Below are 15,103 nucleotides of genomic sequence, written 5' to 3'. Positions count from 1 at the left end.
CTGTGCGAGCGCTTCAGAACCTGCGCGGTCGCAGCCCGCCCTGAAACCACTGCATCATGCTGACGATGTCATACACCGCCACGCCGAAGCGCTCCGCGATCAGCGACGAATACGGCGCGAAATTCGCGCATTCGCTGACGATGGCGCCCACGTCCGGATGCTCGTCGAGCAGGCGCGCGGCGCAATCGAGGATGTCGCGCGCATGATCGTCGAAGTCGACCACGGCGGCATTGGTCAATTGATTCTGGAAAAAGCGTGAGCGTTCCGGCAGGCCCGCGACAGGCGTGCCCGGAGAGGCGTTCGCGGCGAGCAAGTGCGCTTCAGTCAACGCGGACCGTTTCGCGGTCAGCACGCCGACACGCCGGTTGCCTTGCAGCACGCTCGCGGCCAGCGGAATCTGCAACAGACTCGAGGTTGCCACCGGCACGGCGCAGCGTGCCGCGATCTCGTGCTGGAACGCGACCAGGAAGCCGCAACTCGTCGTGACGCCGTCCACGCCCAGTTGCGCGAGCCGGTTCGCCGCATCGACGAAGCGATCGATCAGCGGCGCCGCCGCCTCGCGGTCGCCTGCCGCGGCGGCCATGACCATCGGGCCGGTGACGCCTTCCATCAGCGCGTACTGCACGGGGAACGGCCAGGTCGAGCCGTGACCGATGTCGCCGGGCAGGCGCATGAAGCCCGTATCGAGCATCAGCACGCCGATGCTCACGCCATGAATCGTGCGCTTGCGCATATTCAGTTGATGAAACATTTGCAGTCGTCGAGCGAGGACGCAATCGGCAGATCGAGCGTCTTCATCTTCGCGCGATTGATGATCGCCACATAGTCGCGCGGCAGCGGCCGGTACACCGCAAGCGCTGAAGGCTTCGTGCCGTGCAGCATCTTCACCGCGAGATCGGCGGCATGGGCGCCCTGCGACTCATAGGAAGGCGCGTACGCCACCGCGACGATATCGCCCTTCTTGATGAGCTCATGCTCGGCACTGAGGATGGGCACCTTCATGCGGTCCATCACCGATGCCACCGCCGGCAACGCCGACTGCACGAGATTCGAGCCGATCGCATAGAAGAAGCCGATGCCCTTCATCGTGGCGGCGCGCTGCGGCACGTCCACGGTCGAGTCCACCGAGGTCGCGTTCATGTCGAGGCCGGCTTTCGCCGCGGCCTCCTTCAGGCTCGCGACCGCGGCGACATCGTTCACTTCGCCCGCGTTGTACAACACGCCGAAGGACCTGGCCTTCGGGAAGACCTGCTTCGCGAAGGCGAGCACGGTGTCGTAGTCCGTGACGCTTGCCGTGCCGACGATGCGGTCGCTGCCGTGTTGCCAGTCGGGCACGAGGCCGGCGGCAACCGGGTTGGTCACCTGCGAGAAGACCAGCGGCACCGAGCGGTCCGATACGTTGCGCACCGATGCCTGCGCGACCGGCGTGGTCACGGTGAGGATCACGGCGGGGTGCTTCGCGACGATCTGGGCAAGCGATTGCGGAATGAGACCGGGGGTGAAGTTGGCATCGCTGTACACGTACTCGGCATTCTTGCCTTCGACATAGCCCTGCCTGGTCATCTCGTCCTTGAAGCCGGCGATGGTGCGTGACAGGGCGGGATGCGGACCGAAGTTCGCGATGCCGATGACCGTGGCCGGCGCCGCCATCGATACATGTGCGTGCAGCATGGAAAGCACGGCAAGCGTGGGCAGAAAGAAGGGAAAAGGACGCATGAAGGTGAGGCCCATAGGTTTGGCTAAGGCCCATTGTGGGAACCTGCGTCCTCCTCGGGCAGGCCGACAAAATAAACAAACCCGATTCCCTAGCTAATCGACCGGCTGTCCTCGAAGCCGTGTGCGAAGAACGCCTGCATTGAGCAGCGCAAGCGTTTGTAGTGTTCCGTTATGGCTCCGTCACGACAGGCGCTAGTGAAGCGATTCTCAAACGAAGGAAATCGGTTCTAACTTTTTTTATTGGATTGTCGATGCGGGTGGCGGTTTTTACTCTGCGGTTCGTGGCACCTGAGCCATGCAAGTTTCTTACTCCGACGCAATATTTACCGACAACGCCCACGACCGCCTGGACGGGACAAGAACATGAAACGAGTTTGCTCCATGATGCTGCTGCTCGCATCCGCCGCCACGACCGCCACCCACGCCCAGGCACAGACAGCGCCGACTGGCAGCAGTGTCACGCTGTATGGCGTCGTGATGTCGGGCCTGATCTACACGAACAATTCGCTGAAGGGCGCTTCGCTTTCGACGGCCAATGGTCCGAGCCGCTGGGGCTTCCGCGGTGTCGAGGATCTCGGCGGCGGCATGCGCACCTTGTTTCAGCTCGAAGGCGGTTTCAATCCGAACACCGGCAGCGCCGCGCAAGGCGGCCGGCAGTTCGGCCGGCAGGCGTTCGTGGGGCTGCAATCGGATAACCTGGGCACGGTCACGTTCGGCCGCCAGTACGACCTGACGCAGGACTGGCTCGCGCAGTACTCCGCCGCGTACATGTGGAACGGCTATGCCGCCACCGTGGGCGACAACAACAACTTCAACTTCCAGTTCCGCACCAACAACGCGGTGAAGTACGTCTCGCCGAATTATCACGGCTTGCAGGGCGGCGCGATGTACAGCCTCGGCGGCGTGGCAGGCAGCTTCGGCAATCAGAGCGCCATGAGTTTCGGGGTCAACTACGCGCAAGGCCCGGTCAAGCTGTCGGCGGCGTACATGCGCATGAACCATCCGTCGATCGCATCGAGCGAGGGCATCTGGAACACGGCCTTGTTCCCGTCCATCTCGGCGCAATCGCCCACCATCGCGGCGGCGGTGTCGCCGTCGAGCATGGAAATTTACGGCGGCGGCGGATCGTTCGTGGCGGGCAAGACCACCTTCGGTCTCGTCGTGACGCACAGCCGCTACGAAGATCTCGGCGTGGCGTCGCTCGGCCTGGCGAACGGCCGCGCGGGCTATACCAACATCGAGGCGAACGTGAGCCGCTACATCACGCCGTCCTATCAGCTCGCCTTCGACTACACCTATACGCTCGGCAAGATCCAGCCCACGGATTTTTCTCCGCAGTATCATGAGTTTTCGCTGTTCAACAACTACTTCCTGTCCAAGCGCACCGCGTTGTATCTCGATGCGATCTTCCAGCTCGCCGCCGGCGACGCGCAGCACGCCAACATCGAATATGCGAGCGGCGGCGGCGCCTCGACGAGCAAGCGTCAGCTCGCGGTGACAGCGGGTATCTTCCATCGCTTCTGATTTCATGCAACGGCGCGTGAACGTGCGTTCACGCGTTCTCTTCTGGACATGTTCCTTGCCTGACATTACTTCCACCACGGCGCGCAGCGGCGCCGCGATCCTCGCCGATGCGCTGCAGCGCTTCGACGTGCCCGTCATCAGCTTCATTCCGGGCGAGGGCATTCTCGAACTCGTCGATGCGCTCGCCACGCGTGCACCGTCCATCCGCCTCGCGAGCTTCCGGCACGAAGCGGGCATGGCCTACGCCGCGCAGGCGGTCGGCCAGTTGAGCGGCCAGCCCGGTGTCTGTCTCGCGGCGCGCGCGCCGGGCGCACTCAACACGACGCTGGCGATCCACACCGCGCACACCGACAGCGCGCCGCTCGTGATGATCGTCGGTCAGGCGGACATGCAGGGCGCGGAGCGTGAAGCCATGCTCGGCGTCGGGCATTTCCATCAGGTCTTCGGGCCGCTGACGAAGTGGGTCGGACTGATCGAATCGGCGGCGCGCATTCCTGAAATGCTCGCGCGGGCCTGGCATGTCGCGATGTCGGGGCGGCGCGGCCCGGTCGTGCTCGTGCTGCCGGAGAACGTTTCCCGCGAACTCGCCGAGGTGGCCGACCTGCCGCGTCCCGCGCCGATGGCCGCCGCGCCCGCGCCGCAAGACATGGCGCGTTTCATGGACATGCTGGCGCAGGCGCGCAGGCCATTCCTGATCGTCGGCGGCACGGGTTGGCGCAATGACGCGCTGCGGACGCTGGCAACGCTTGCGCACGCGCACGGCTTGCCCATGGCGACGACTTACCGGCGGCGCGATCTGGTCGATCACGCTCAAGCGAACTTCGCCGGCGAGATCGGACTCGGCATCGACAAGGCGCTGGCCGCGCGCATCGCCCAGGCCGACCTCGTCGTGATGCTGAACGGGCGGCTGGGCGAACTGAACACGGTCGGCGCGGGCGCATTCGGCGGCTTCACGCTCTGGACGCCGCCGCAACAGGCCAATGCGCTTGTGCACATTCATCCCGAGCCTGCCGAGCTGAACGCGACGTATCGTGCGGATCTCGCCATTCCCGTTGATGCCAATGCGTTCGTCGAAGCGTGGGCGGCGGCATCGGATGCTGCCTTGCATGCTGCTTCTGCGGATTCGGCCTGGGTACGCGAGGCGCGCGCGGAACGGCTTGCTTTCATCGAAAGCGGGAGCTGTCCTGGTCCGCTGGATCTGCGCGCGGTCTACGCGCTGCTCGACGGGACCCTGTCCGACAACGCCCTCGTCACGTCCGGTGCGGGCGCTTACGCGACCTGGCCGCAACGCTATCTGCGGCATCGTCGGCCGGGCACGCAGCTCGGACCGAAAAGCGGTGCGATGGGCTATGGCCTCTCGGCGGCGATCGGCGCGGCGTTGCTCGAGCCGCAGCGGCAGGTCGTGGCGATCGCTGGCGATGGCTGCTTCATGATGCACGCGGAAGAACTTGAAACGGCGGTGCGCTTAGGCATCGATCTGCTCGTGCTGATCGTGAACAACCGTGCATACGGCGCGATCGAAAGCGCCCAGCAGCGCCAGTTCGGACGTGCCACGGGGACGACGCTGGGCGCCATCGACTTCGCGGCGTTCGCGCATTCGCTTGGCGCGCAGGGCGAAGCCGTCGAGACCACCGAAGCCTTCGCCCCTGCGCTGCGGCGCGCGCTGGCGTCGGGCGGCGTCCGGTTGATCGAGTTGCGAGTGTCTTCCACTGTGACGAAGCCCGTGGGCTGACGAATTCTTCTCATGCAAACGATAGATCTTTCTCTCTCCAGCCAGCGCGTCGCCGTGATCGGCGCGGGCATCGCGGGCCTCACCGCGGCTTATCGGCTCAAGGAAGCCGGGGCGAGCGTGACCGTGTTCGACGCGCAGGATGTCGTCGGCGGCCGCATGGGCGACCGGCGCACCGGCGATCTCTTCTATAACAGCGGCGCGCGGCTCGTCTATCCGTTCGGACGCGCGTTCAACAGAGTGGTCGCGGATCTTGCGCTTCAGAATGCGCTTGTGCCGCTGCATCGGCTGAGCGCGCAGTGCGTGTCGCCGCAGGGCGAGCACACGATCGAGCTGATGCCGTCGCCGCGTTCGCTGGCGACGCCGGGATTGTCGCTGGCCGAACGCGCGAAGCTCGTTGCGCACGCGCTGGCGATGCGCGGGGCAAGGCGCCATGTCGATCCAGACTGGGCGACGAGCGCACTGCAAGTCGATTCCACGCTCGACGATACGACGCTCGCTGCCTATATCCGCGGGACGCTCGGGCCGAACGTCCTCGCGCGGATGGTCGAGCCGGTGTTTCGCGCGACCCGCAGTTTCAATCCGGAAACGCTGTCGGCACTGTTCTATGTCTCGACGGTGCCGCACATGATTGGCGAGAGCACGGTGCATACGCTCAGGGGCGGCATGGGGCGCGTGTGTCAGGCGCTGGCGTCACGGCTGGAGGTCCGCACGGCAACTCCCGTGCGCAAGCTGCGCCGGCACGCGGACGGCGTGGAACTGACACTGGCCGACGGCTCCATGTTCAGCGCAGACCATGCCGTCTGCGCGGTCGAAGGCTCGCTCGCGGGGGCGCTGATCGACGCACCGACGCGCGAGGAACGCCAGATGTTCGACGCCGTGCGCTACAACGCCCTCGGGGTCGTGCATTACGGTGTCTCACAGGCTCTGCCGCCGAAGATGAACTTCGCGATGCGCGGCTCGCCGGGACGCATCGCGACGTATCAGCAGTTGCCCGCCGCGCCCGCGCAAGGCCGTCCGCTCACGCAGATCTACTGCCAACTGACGCCCGAGGCAGCGGACGAAGCGGTGCAGCAGGGTCTCGAAGACGATCTCGACGTGCTGATCCGGGACGAACTGCGCGCCCGCATTCCCGGCTTCGACCGGCATGTCGTGCAGGTGGCGAACCAGTGGATCGCGCGCAAGCTGCCGGTGTTCTCGCCGGGGTATGGCGCGCGGGTGGACGCTTTCTGGCGCTGGCAGGAATTGGGAATGGACAAGGCGAAAGCAGAAACCGGAACGCAGCGTGTTGCTTATTGCGGCGACTGGCTTTCGCAAGCCTTGCTGACCGGCGCGTGCGCCAGCGGCGAGCGCGCCGCACGGGCGCTGCTCGGCCGCATGCAGGCCGAGCCGGCGCGTCTGGCCGCCTGAGACGCTTGAGACGGGTGAAACGCCGGAAACTTAGGCAAAACGGCGCGAGTTGTAGCGAAACGGCAGTTGCGCGGCCCGCTTTAATGTCGGGCAAAACATCGGTGATAAAAAGAATGTCGGCCCTCCGTTGCGCGCGAGCGTGCGCACCGGCGACAGAGTTTTGTTCCAGTTTTTTCCGGAATCCATCATGAAAATTCGCATCACGCACGCACGCGCCGGGAACCGCGCGTGGCCGGCGGCGCTCGGTGCGGCCTGCATGGCCGCGCTTGCGTTGACGACCTTGCCCGCCCTGGCGGACGAAACGGTCATCGGCATCGCCAACCTGGGACCGCATCCGTCGCTTGCGATGACCATCGAGGGCTTCAAGCAGCAGATGGCGAAGGAAGGCTACGTGGAAGGCAAGAACGTGAGCTATGTTTACAGCGACGCGAACTTCACCCAGGCGCTCATGCCGCAAATGTTCTCGCAGATCTCCGCGAAACATCCGGCCCTGATCCTGACGGTGACCACGTCGGTATCACAGGTGGCGCGCTCGGCCGTGGCCGATCCGAAAACCCCGCTCGTTTTCACCGAAGTCACTGATCCGGTGGCGGCCGGTCTCGTGCCAAGCTGGAAGCAGGGTGGCGACCGCTTCACGGGCTCGTCGGACCTGCAGGACTTCGACGCCGTGCTTGCGTTCGCGAAGAAGGCGTTTCCGGGCGTCAAGTCGTTCGGTACGCTCTACAACCCCGGCGAGGCGAACGATGTCGTGACGACCAAGGCGCTGGAGGCTGCCGCGCAGCGCGCCGGACTCACGTTCAAGCCGGTCAGCGTGGATACGGTCAACGACATCACCCAGCGCGCGCAGCTGCTCAAGGGCGTGGGCTTCGTGTACATCACCGGATCGAACCTCGTGCAATCCGCCATTCCCGCCGTGGCCGCGAGCATGCAGCGCCTGAAGATTCCGGTCCTCAGCTCCGAAACCGAAGCAATCAAGAAGGGCATGGCGACGGCCTCGTATGCGGTGTCGCTGCAGTCGGTCGGCGCGAATGCGGCGATACTCGCGGCCCGCGTGCTGAAGGGCGAGAAGACGACGGCCTTGCCGCCCGCGCTGCCGAAGCCGTCCGACTATGTGACGCAGGTCAGCCGGAGCCAGTTCCAGGCGCTCGGCCTGACGGTACCCGCCGCGCTCGAGGATTGCAAATGCTTCATCAACTGAACGGCAGCAACCAGGCGAAGGTCACCACGATGCGCGAGCGCCACGTTCCCATGTTGTCGGCGGAGAAGATCTGCAAGACGTTCCACCCCGGCACCGTGGATGAGCGCATTGCGTTGTCGGATGTCTCGCTGAAACTCTATGCGGGCGACTTCGCGGTGGTCGTCGGCGGCAACGGCGCGGGCAAGTCGACCTTTCTCAATCTGCTGGCAGGCGAGGTGATGGCCGACAGCGGCGCGATCGTCGTCGATGGCCGCGATGTCACCGCGCTGCCCACGCATAAGCGCGCGCAGCACTTCGCCCGCGTGTTCCAGGACCCGTCGGTGGGCACGGCCGCCGCGTTGAGTCTCGAGGAGAACCTGGCCGTTGCGAATCGCCGCGGCCTGAAGCGGTCCTTCAGTCTTGGCCTGACGAGCGCGCTCTCGAAGGAATTCAGGGAGCGCATCGCATCGTTCGATCTCGGGCTGGAGAAGCGGCTGAAGACCAAGGCGTCGCTGCTGTCGGGCGGTCAGCGTCAGGCGCTCTCGCTGCTGATGGCGGTGTTGCAGCGCCCGCAATTGCTGCTGCTCGACGAACACACCGCGGCGCTCGATCCGCGTACGGCGGCCATCGTGATGCGCGTGACCGAGCAAGTGGTGCGCGAGCAGGACCTGACCACGATGATGGTCACGCACAACATGCAGCACGCCATCGACTTCGGCAACCGGCTGATCATGATGCGCGATGGCCGGATTGTCGGCGACCTTTCCGGCGATGCCAAGCGCGCGATGACGGTCGAGAAGCTGATGGCGTATTTCAATGAAGAGCCGGCGACGGCAAAGACGGTGAACTCATGAATCTCCTGCTGGGTTTCTGGGACCTGATCCCGGTCGGGCTGATGCAAGGCCTGACCTACGCGCTGATCGCCATCGCGATCATGATTCCGTTCCGCATTCTCAACTTCGCCGACATGACCGGCGAGGGCGCATTCCCGTTCGGCGCGTGCGTGTGCGCAAAGCTGCTGATGCTGGGCCTCAATCCGGTGATGGCGCTGCTTGGCGGCGCGCTGGCGGGCTTTCTCGCGGGTCTTGTCACGGGCTATATTCACGAGAAGGCGAAGATCAATACACTGCTGTGCGGCATTCTCGTGCTGTCGATGCTGTACTCCGTCGACATCCGCGTGATGGGCCAGCCGAACGCCGCACTGTTCGCGTTCCCCAGTGTGTTTTCGTGGCTTCCGGGCGATTCAGGCGGCTACCTGCCGCGCATCGTGATGCTCGGTGCGATCGATGTCGCCATTGCCGCCTGTGTGCTGTGGTTCCTTGGCACCGAGCATGGGCTCGCGATGCGCGCAATCGGTTCGAGCGCGTCAATGGCCAAGGCGCAGGGCATCAATGTGAAGGTGTACACGCTGGTGGGTCTCGGCCTTGCCAACCTGTTTGCGGCAATGGGCGGCGCGATGCTCGCGCAGAACCAGGGATTCGCCGATGTGAACATGGGCTTCGGCGTGCTGGTGAACGGCCTGGCTGCGCTGTTGCTCGGTGAGGCGGTGATCGGCAATCGCTCGATGACGCGCCAAGTGATCGCGCCGGTGCTTGGGTCGATCATTTATTTTCAGCTGATCTCGGCGGTGCTGGCGCTGGGTTTCCAGCCTTCGGACCTGAAGCTCGTCACGGCGCTGTTCGTGCTCGTGACCCTGCTCTCGATGGCGCGACGCAAGAAGCGCGGGGTGTCGAAGAAGAAGCTTGAGGCGGTTGGAGTGAACGCGTAGTTCGAGCGATGCCAGCACGAAGGCCGCTCATCCGGGTGGCCTTTGGGCTTCTGTGCCTAGCGGGCAAGGCGGCATTTTGCTTATTTCGCTTGCTTTGCGCTGCGCCGCTCGCTTCCGCATTTTCAGACTTCAATCATTCGGGGAGTCGGTTTGTCAGCACGAATTTTGATGGACGATTCCTTGGCAGCAGCTTTGGAGATTGTGATTTCAGTCGAGCCTCATTGAGAAAATCTGCACCAGGTTCGACTAGTTTTGTTGCATGTGATTTCTCGACATCGAGTTTGATCGGGGCGTTGGGGCGAGAAGCAGAATTTGTCAAATGCTTATTCAATTACGCGAATCTCGAGAAAGCGGTATTGCTTGATGTGTTTTCGAGGATTCGACGATATCAAAGCCTTCCATGGTCGAAAGCGGGACGCTTGAGTGATTGGAAGCGCAGGCTCCAGATTGGCGCAGTCGAGAACGAATCGTGCATGCGCGCGTTGACCGCGATGCGTCTTGTGACAGAACCGTCCGCGCTGCCTCCCCGCCGCATTCGAGCAGACCATTGCTTACGGGTAAGATACGCCGAGCAAACATCAATCGCTCCAGATCGGCGATGCCGAGCCGGGTACCGGTCGGTGCGCGTAGGGGCCGCTCGCCCGATCTGCTCGCCCCATAACGGCTGTCATTGCAACAGCCCCTCACCCCAGCCCACCCCACCGCGCATAAGCCTGCTCATCATTGAGCCCGAACTGATCCAGCACGCGCTGCACGGTGTAATCCACCAGTTCCTCGATGTTCGAAGGCCGCGCATAGAACGAAGGCAGCGGCGGCATGATGACGCCGCCCATCTGCGTCACGAGCGTCATGTTGTTGAGGTGCGCGAGGGTCAGCGGCGTCTCGCGGGCCAGCAGCACGAGCTTGCGACGCTCCTTGAGCGTGACGTCGGCTGCGCGCGTGACCAGGTTGTCGTCGAGACCATGCGCGATGGCCGCAAGCGTCTTCATCGAGCAAGGCGCGACCACCATGCCGTCATGCTGGAACGAGCCGCTGGCAAGCGTCGCGCCGATTTCATTCGGCTCGTGCCACACGCTCGCGCGTTCGCGCATCGCCTGGCGGTCGAGGGCCATTTCGTCGTGCAGCGTCAGCCAGCCCGCGCGCGACACCACCAGATGCGTCTCCACGGCACGTTCGCGCAACGCCGCAAGCAGACGCACACCGTAGATCGCCCCGGTCGCGCCCGTGATGGCGACGACGATGCGCCGTGGCTGATGCGCCGCCGTCATCGCTGCACGCCCTTGGGCAAATAGTCGTCGAGCACGAGCGTCTCGACGCCGGGAATCGACTTGCGCGCGAACTCGGCTTCGCGGCCCCAGGGCTTGGTGGCGTCGATGGCCAGCCGTCCCCAGTGATCCTTGTGCGGATCGCGGTAGAAGCCGGGCACGTCGTTGATGACCATCGTGCGGGTGTCCGCGCGGCCGCGCGTGAGAAACGCCCAGATGACTTCGTTCATGTCGTAGATGTCGATGTCCTTGTCCACGACGATGCACAGCTTGTTGTAGTCCAGATGCGAACCCAGCGCGGCGAGCAGCGCGTGTTGCGCGTGACCGTCGTATTGCTTGTCGATCTTGATGATGGTGTTCATCACGGTCGGCTTGCAGGTCACGTCGAGCACGCCGCGCACCTGTGCCGACACGGCCTTGTAGATGCGCGCGGCCGTCGCCGCTTCGAGCGGGCGCAGGTCTTCGTCCGAACCGCAGATCAGACCATGAAACACCGCGCCTTCGCGCCAGCCCACGTGCGTCACTTCGAACACGTGGTTGTCGCCCACTTCGACGTAATAGCCCATGAACTCGCCGAACGGTCCTTCGGGACGGCGCTCGTTTGGCAGGATGCGTCCTTCGATGACGATCTCCGCCGCCACCGGAATATCGAGGTCGATGCTGCACGCGTGGCGCATGGCCAGCGGACCGCCACGAATGGCGGCGGCGAGCGCGAGTTCGTCGCCTTCCGGCGGCAAGGAGACGCACGCGCTCATGAAAAGCTCGGGGGCCGCGCCGATCAGGATGGCCGCTTCCAGCGCTTCGCCGCGTGCTTCCGCGCGCAGCTGATACTGCGCGAGATCATGGCTGCTCCCCAGGCGGATGCGGAGTTCATCGTCGGAGACGACCATCGAGCGATGGAACGACAGGTTCGGCACGCCGCTGTCCGGGTCCTTCGCGAGAAAGATGCCTGACGTGATGTAGGGCGCGCCGTCGCGCTCGTGATAGGTGAGTATGGGCAGATCGGAGAGCTTGCCGGTGACCCAGTCAGAGGGCATCGGCGCAGGCTCGGTCGCGGTCTCGATCGTCGAAGCCAGCGTGATCTCGCGATCGAGCCGCGCACAGAAGGTTTCGTCGGGCGCGCAGCGGATGATCTCGCGCAGGCGATCGTGGTCGCTATAGAGATTGAGCAGCACGGGCAGCTTGCTGCCGCGCACGTTCTCGAACAGCACGGGTTTGGTGGTTTCGCGCTGGAGGCGGCGCGCGACGGCGGCGGCTTCGTAGCGCGGGTCGACTTCGCGCGTGACGGTCAGCAGATCGCCGCGTGCGCGCAGCCGGGAGAGGTAATGTCGCATCGTGAATGAGTGGCTGTGGAGGCATCGGGGAGGCGCGGCATGCGCCCGTGCCTTCTTATAACCGCCGCCACTTTTGCGGGGATGCGCAAAGAAGAAGCGAATCTAGGAAAAGCGGTTTTTTCTTCACAGCCGTTCCGGAAATCGACATGCAAAAACCTGAACGAGTTTTGGCGACTGATAATGACGCGACTGAAATGATCCAGCGCGGCATGCGGCAAGTTTGACTGACTCATCGTTCATCACTTGCATGGCGCGATCATCCGACAGGAGATGCGATGGACCACCCCCACCCGGCGAACAGGGGACTGTTCAGGGCCACGCTTGCGGGACCGCAGGCGCGTCTGACGGAAGCGTTCTATCAATTGCGGGTGCGCCCCGATTGCGTGAGCGTGCCCGAGTTCGGCCTCTACGGCGCGACACTCGCCGTACCCGGTGATGCCGAAGAGGGCGCATGGAAAATGGCGAGTATCCGCGACGAAATCTTCGTCGTCGTGTCGGATTGCAACTATGCGCATAGCCGTTCGGAGCGGATTCTTCCCGAAGGCTTCGTCGAGTTTCATTTTTCGATTGCCGGACCGGCGAGCGTCGATTTCTCTGATACGGGCCATCTGCATGTGAACGCGCCGAACCTGCTCGTGTGCAGTCAGGGCGCGGACGTGCAGTATCAGGTGACCTGCGGACCGGGTCCATGGCAGTCGGTGAGCATGTATGTGACGCGACGCTACTTCGACCGGCTCGTGCATGCGCTCGGCGGCGAGGCCGAGCGGATTCGCGTGGATCTCGCGTCCATCGGCCGCGACCAGATCTATAACCGCCAGATGCCTTTCAGCGTCGATGCCTTGCACATCGCCGAGCAGTTGCTGGCCTCGCCCTATAGCGGCCCGCGCCAGTTGCTCTATCTCGAAGGCAAGTGCACGGAGATTCTGTGCGCGTGCATCGAGATGTGGCTTGCGCATCTTCGCGACGACTCGCCGGGCGAGACCCTGTCCGCGCGCGATCTGCGGCTCATCGAGCAGGCGCAGAAGATGATCGTCGCGGACCTGCGCGTTGCGCCGACCATTCCGGAACTCGCGCGCGCGGTGGGCACGAATGCGTCCAAGCTCAAGCGCGGCTTCAAGTTTCTCTATGGCATGACCCTCTTCGAGTACGGACATCGATGCCGCATGAATCATGCGCTGCATCTGCTCGTCGATGAACGCATGCCGGTGGGGCAGGTCGCGCTGGCGACGAGCTATCAGCATCAGACCAGCTTCACTGCCGCGTTCCGTGATTATTTCGGCTTTGCGCCGAAGGATGCGCGGCGGCTGGCGAGTCCCGCCACGCAGCAGCGTGCGGTCCCCGACGCACCTGAAGCCGCGCAGGCATCAATGCGTGCGCGCAGGACCGAGGACGCGGACAAATCCTGATGTTGGAGCAACGCACTCAGATGTAGGAAATCGGCCTCAACATAGGCGTGTGCCTGCCGTGCCGGAAATTCTGTTGTTAGCATCGTCCTCACTTTTTGGACCACGCCCGTCATGGGCAGAACAACAGAACGGAACAACGATGAAGGCAATCAAGGTACGCAATCCGCGCACGGGCGAACACGACTACGAGTTCAATGCGGCTTCCGCGCAGGACGTGGGCAAGGTCATCACGGAAGCGCGCGAAGCGCAGCGCGCCTGGCAGTCGCTGGGCCTCGAGCATCGTGCGAAGGCGCTGGGCGAATGGGCCGCGCAGCTCGAGACGCACGGCAAGGATATTGTCGCGGCGTTGTCCGTCGATACCGCGCGCCACCGCATCTCCGAAGAAGAACTGGGCGCGGTGATTCACTTCATTCATGGGTTCTGCGATGCGGCGCCCGAGGTGCTTGCCACGCCGTTCCGCAAGCTCGACTCGCATCCCGATATCGTCTTCAAGGTGACGTATGCGCCGTATCCGGTGGTGGGCGTGATCAGCCCGTGGAATTTTCCGCTGGTGCTGTCGTTCATCGATGCGATCCCGGCGCTGGTCGCGGGCGCGGCCGTCGTCATCAAGCCGAGCGAGGTGACGCCGCGTTTCGTCGAGCCGCTGATGCGTTCCATCGCTGCCGTGCCTGCGCTGAAGGGCATCATCAATCTGGTGCAGGGTGGCGCAGACACGGGTGCGGCGATTGTCGCGCAGACGGATGCGGTGGTGTTCACGGGCAGCATTCCGACGGGGCAGAAGATCGCGGCGGCGGCGGCGCAGGCTTTCGTTCCGGCGTTCCTCGAACTCGGCGGCAAGGATGCGGCGGTGGTGCTCGCGGGATCGGATGTGCAGCGCGCGGCCACCAGCATTCTGCGCAGCGCGCTCTATAACTCCGGGCAGGTGTGCTATGCGATCGAGCGCGTGTATGCGCATGAATCGCTTTATGACGCGCTGGTTGCTGAATTGTCGGCGCAGGCAAGGACGCTGCGGCGCAGCGAGGCGGCCGGCGACGGCGGCCACTATGGTCCGATGATCTTCGCGCAACAGGCATCGACTATCGATGCACAACTGGACGACGCCGTGGCGAAGGGCGCGAAGATTGTTCTCGGCGGCAAGAGCGAGACGGTGGATGGGGCGGTGTGGATCGATCCGACCATTGTTATCGACGTCACGCATGAGATGACGCTGATGATGGATGAGACCTTTGGACCGGTCGTGCCGGTGATGCGCTTTACCAGCGATGCAGAAGCCGAGCGTCTGATGAACGACTCGATGTTTGGTCTGAGCGGCGCGGTGTTTGGGCCGGATACGCATACGGCGGGTGATTTCGCAACGAAGATGGAAGCGGGCGGCGTCAGTATCAACGACACGGAACTGCCGCGGGTGATGATGTTCGCGGGGGAGAAGACCGCGTTCAAGAAATCGGGGATGGGTGGGTCGCGGTATGGTGCGACGAGCATCATGAGGTATGTGCGCAAGCGTGCGTTGCTGGCGAATGAAGGCTCGGTGCCGTCGCTCGATAAGCTCGCTGAAGTTTGAGGGAAGTTTGCTTGCGCTTCGATGGACTTCCTGTGGTCGCGTCGGTCTGTTAGCACCTGCCCCTTCCCGGGGCGGGGTTCTGTGCTCTCGGCCTTCGCGTGGTTTCTTCTGTTGGCTTGCGCTTCGATGGACTTCCTGTGGTCGCGTCGGTGTATTAGCACTGCCCCTCCCCGGGGCGGGGGTAACTTTCTTTGCGGCTGCAAAGAAAGTCAC

General features: G+C 63.9%; 13 protein-coding genes. 8 read left to right on the top strand and 5 right to left on the bottom strand.

From position 1 onward, the window contains the following. Positions 1 to 13: 13 nt before the first annotated feature. A complete protein-coding gene (locus QCE83_RS34620) occupies positions 14 to 751 on the bottom strand; it encodes an aspartate/glutamate racemase family protein (RefSeq protein WP_309821352.1) in 738 nt (245 codons plus the stop codon). Further along, positions 736 to 1,716 (bottom strand): ABC transporter substrate-binding protein, encoded by a 981-nt coding sequence (locus QCE83_RS34615; RefSeq protein WP_309821350.1) that lies wholly within the window; start codon positions 1,714 to 1,716, stop codon positions 736 to 738. The genes QCE83_RS34620 and QCE83_RS34615 overlap by 16 nt, the downstream gene beginning before the upstream one ends. Positions 1,717 to 2,097: 381 nt before the next feature. Here QCE83_RS34615 and QCE83_RS34610 point away from each other — a divergent pair, with 381 nt between their 5' ends. From QCE83_RS34610 to QCE83_RS34600, 3 genes are read left to right on the top strand one after another with little or no spacing between them, the layout of a single operon-like run. Further along, the gene (locus QCE83_RS34610) at positions 2,098 to 3,240 is read left to right on the top strand and encodes a porin (protein WP_309821348.1); all 1,143 of its coding nucleotides are present in this window, start codon (positions 2,098 to 2,100) and stop codon (positions 3,238 to 3,240) included. 55 nt (positions 3,241 to 3,295) lie between these two features. Beyond that, the gene (locus tag QCE83_RS34605) at positions 3,296 to 4,972 is read left to right on the top strand and encodes a thiamine pyrophosphate-dependent enzyme (RefSeq protein ID WP_309821347.1); all 1,677 of its coding nucleotides are present in this window, start codon (positions 3,296 to 3,298) and stop codon (positions 4,970 to 4,972) included. A gap of 12 nt (positions 4,973 to 4,984) precedes the next feature. Further along, a complete protein-coding gene (locus tag QCE83_RS34600) occupies positions 4,985 to 6,379 on the top strand; it encodes an NAD(P)/FAD-dependent oxidoreductase (protein ID WP_309821345.1) in 1,395 nt (464 codons plus the stop codon). A gap of 30 nt (positions 6,380 to 6,409) precedes the next feature. Here the strand turns inward: QCE83_RS34600 and QCE83_RS34595 are convergent, their stop codons facing one another. Next, a complete protein-coding gene (locus tag QCE83_RS34595; RefSeq protein WP_309821344.1) occupies positions 6,410 to 6,568 on the bottom strand; it encodes a hypothetical protein in 159 nt (52 codons plus the stop codon). Here QCE83_RS34595 and QCE83_RS34590 point away from each other — a divergent pair. The 3 genes from QCE83_RS34590 to QCE83_RS34580 are packed head-to-tail and all read left to right on the top strand — an operon-like array spanning position 6,567 to position 9,324. After that, positions 6,567 to 7,577 (top strand): ABC transporter substrate-binding protein, encoded by a 1,011-nt coding sequence (locus QCE83_RS34590; RefSeq protein ID WP_309821342.1) that lies wholly within the window; start codon positions 6,567 to 6,569, stop codon positions 7,575 to 7,577. The genes QCE83_RS34595 and QCE83_RS34590 overlap by 2 nt on opposite strands. A gap of 50 nt (positions 7,578 to 7,627) precedes the next feature. Next, the gene (locus QCE83_RS34585; RefSeq protein ID WP_309821398.1) at positions 7,628 to 8,410 is read left to right on the top strand and encodes an ATP-binding cassette domain-containing protein; all 783 of its coding nucleotides are present in this window, start codon (positions 7,628 to 7,630) and stop codon (positions 8,408 to 8,410) included. Beyond that, a complete protein-coding gene (locus tag QCE83_RS34580; RefSeq protein WP_309821340.1) occupies positions 8,407 to 9,324 on the top strand; it encodes an ABC transporter permease subunit in 918 nt (305 codons plus the stop codon). The genes QCE83_RS34585 and QCE83_RS34580 overlap by 4 nt, the downstream gene beginning before the upstream one ends. Positions 9,325 to 10,007: 683 nt before the next feature. On the opposite strand, the gene QCE83_RS34575 is transcribed toward QCE83_RS34580, so the two are convergent. Both QCE83_RS34575 and QCE83_RS34570 read right to left on the bottom strand, forming a co-directional pair. After that, positions 10,008 to 10,592 carry a UbiX family flavin prenyltransferase gene (locus QCE83_RS34575; RefSeq protein ID WP_309821338.1) on the bottom strand — a complete coding sequence of 195 codons (585 nt, stop codon included), beginning with the start codon at positions 10,590 to 10,592 and terminating at the stop codon, positions 10,008 to 10,010. Next, positions 10,589 to 11,923 carry a UbiD family decarboxylase gene (locus QCE83_RS34570; protein ID WP_309821336.1) on the bottom strand — a complete coding sequence of 445 codons (1,335 nt, stop codon included), beginning with the start codon at positions 11,921 to 11,923 and terminating at the stop codon, positions 10,589 to 10,591. The genes QCE83_RS34575 and QCE83_RS34570 overlap by 4 nt, the downstream gene beginning before the upstream one ends. Before the next feature lie 275 nt (positions 11,924 to 12,198). On the opposite strand from QCE83_RS34570, the gene QCE83_RS34565 reads away from it, so the two are divergent. Then, entirely contained in the window at positions 12,199 to 13,329 is a 1,131-nt protein-coding gene (locus QCE83_RS34565; RefSeq protein WP_309821334.1) for an AraC family transcriptional regulator, read from the top strand. A 139-nt stretch (positions 13,330 to 13,468) separates the two neighbouring features. Then, a complete protein-coding gene (locus QCE83_RS34560; protein ID WP_309821332.1) occupies positions 13,469 to 14,890 on the top strand; it encodes an aldehyde dehydrogenase family protein in 1,422 nt (473 codons plus the stop codon). Positions 14,891 to 15,103: the final 213 nt, after the last annotated feature.

This window comes from Caballeronia sp. LZ034LL (genome assembly GCF_031451215.1).
In the GTDB taxonomy this organism is placed as follows: Bacteria; Pseudomonadota; Gammaproteobacteria; order Burkholderiales; family Burkholderiaceae; genus Caballeronia.
This window is presented reverse-complemented; position numbering and strand designations above follow the sequence as displayed.

What these genes read in the sequence shown, in the direction of transcription:
- QCE83_RS34560 (WP_309821332.1), top strand. Translation starts at nt 13,469, where the DNA reads ATGAAGGCAATCAAGGTACGCAATCCGCGCACGGGCGAACACGACTAC.
- QCE83_RS34565 (WP_309821334.1), top strand. Translation starts at nt 12,199, where the DNA reads ATGGACCACCCCCACCCGGCGAACAGGGGACTGTTCAGGGCCACGCTT.
- QCE83_RS34585 (WP_309821398.1), top strand. Translation starts at nt 7,628, where the DNA reads ATGTTGTCGGCGGAGAAGATCTGCAAGACGTTCCACCCCGGCACCGTG.
- QCE83_RS34620 (WP_309821352.1), bottom strand. Translation starts at nt 751, where the DNA reads ATGTTTCATCAACTGAATATGCGCAAGCGCACGATTCATGGCGTGAGC.
- QCE83_RS34570 (WP_309821336.1), bottom strand. Translation starts at nt 11,923, where the DNA reads ATGCGACATTACCTCTCCCGGCTGCGCGCACGCGGCGATCTGCTGACC.
- QCE83_RS34610 (WP_309821348.1), top strand. Translation starts at nt 2,098, where the DNA reads ATGATGCTGCTGCTCGCATCCGCCGCCACGACCGCCACCCACGCCCAG.
- QCE83_RS34590 (WP_309821342.1), top strand. Translation starts at nt 6,567, where the DNA reads ATGAAAATTCGCATCACGCACGCACGCGCCGGGAACCGCGCGTGGCCG.
- QCE83_RS34580 (WP_309821340.1), top strand. Translation starts at nt 8,407, where the DNA reads ATGAATCTCCTGCTGGGTTTCTGGGACCTGATCCCGGTCGGGCTGATG.
- QCE83_RS34575 (WP_309821338.1), bottom strand. Translation starts at nt 10,592, where the DNA reads ATGACGGCGGCGCATCAGCCACGGCGCATCGTCGTCGCCATCACGGGC.
- QCE83_RS34595 (WP_309821344.1), bottom strand. Translation starts at nt 6,568, where the DNA reads ATGATGGATTCCGGAAAAAACTGGAACAAAACTCTGTCGCCGGTGCGC.
- QCE83_RS34615 (WP_309821350.1), bottom strand. Translation starts at nt 1,716, where the DNA reads ATGCGTCCTTTTCCCTTCTTTCTGCCCACGCTTGCCGTGCTTTCCATG.
- QCE83_RS34600 (WP_309821345.1), top strand. Translation starts at nt 4,985, where the DNA reads ATGCAAACGATAGATCTTTCTCTCTCCAGCCAGCGCGTCGCCGTGATC.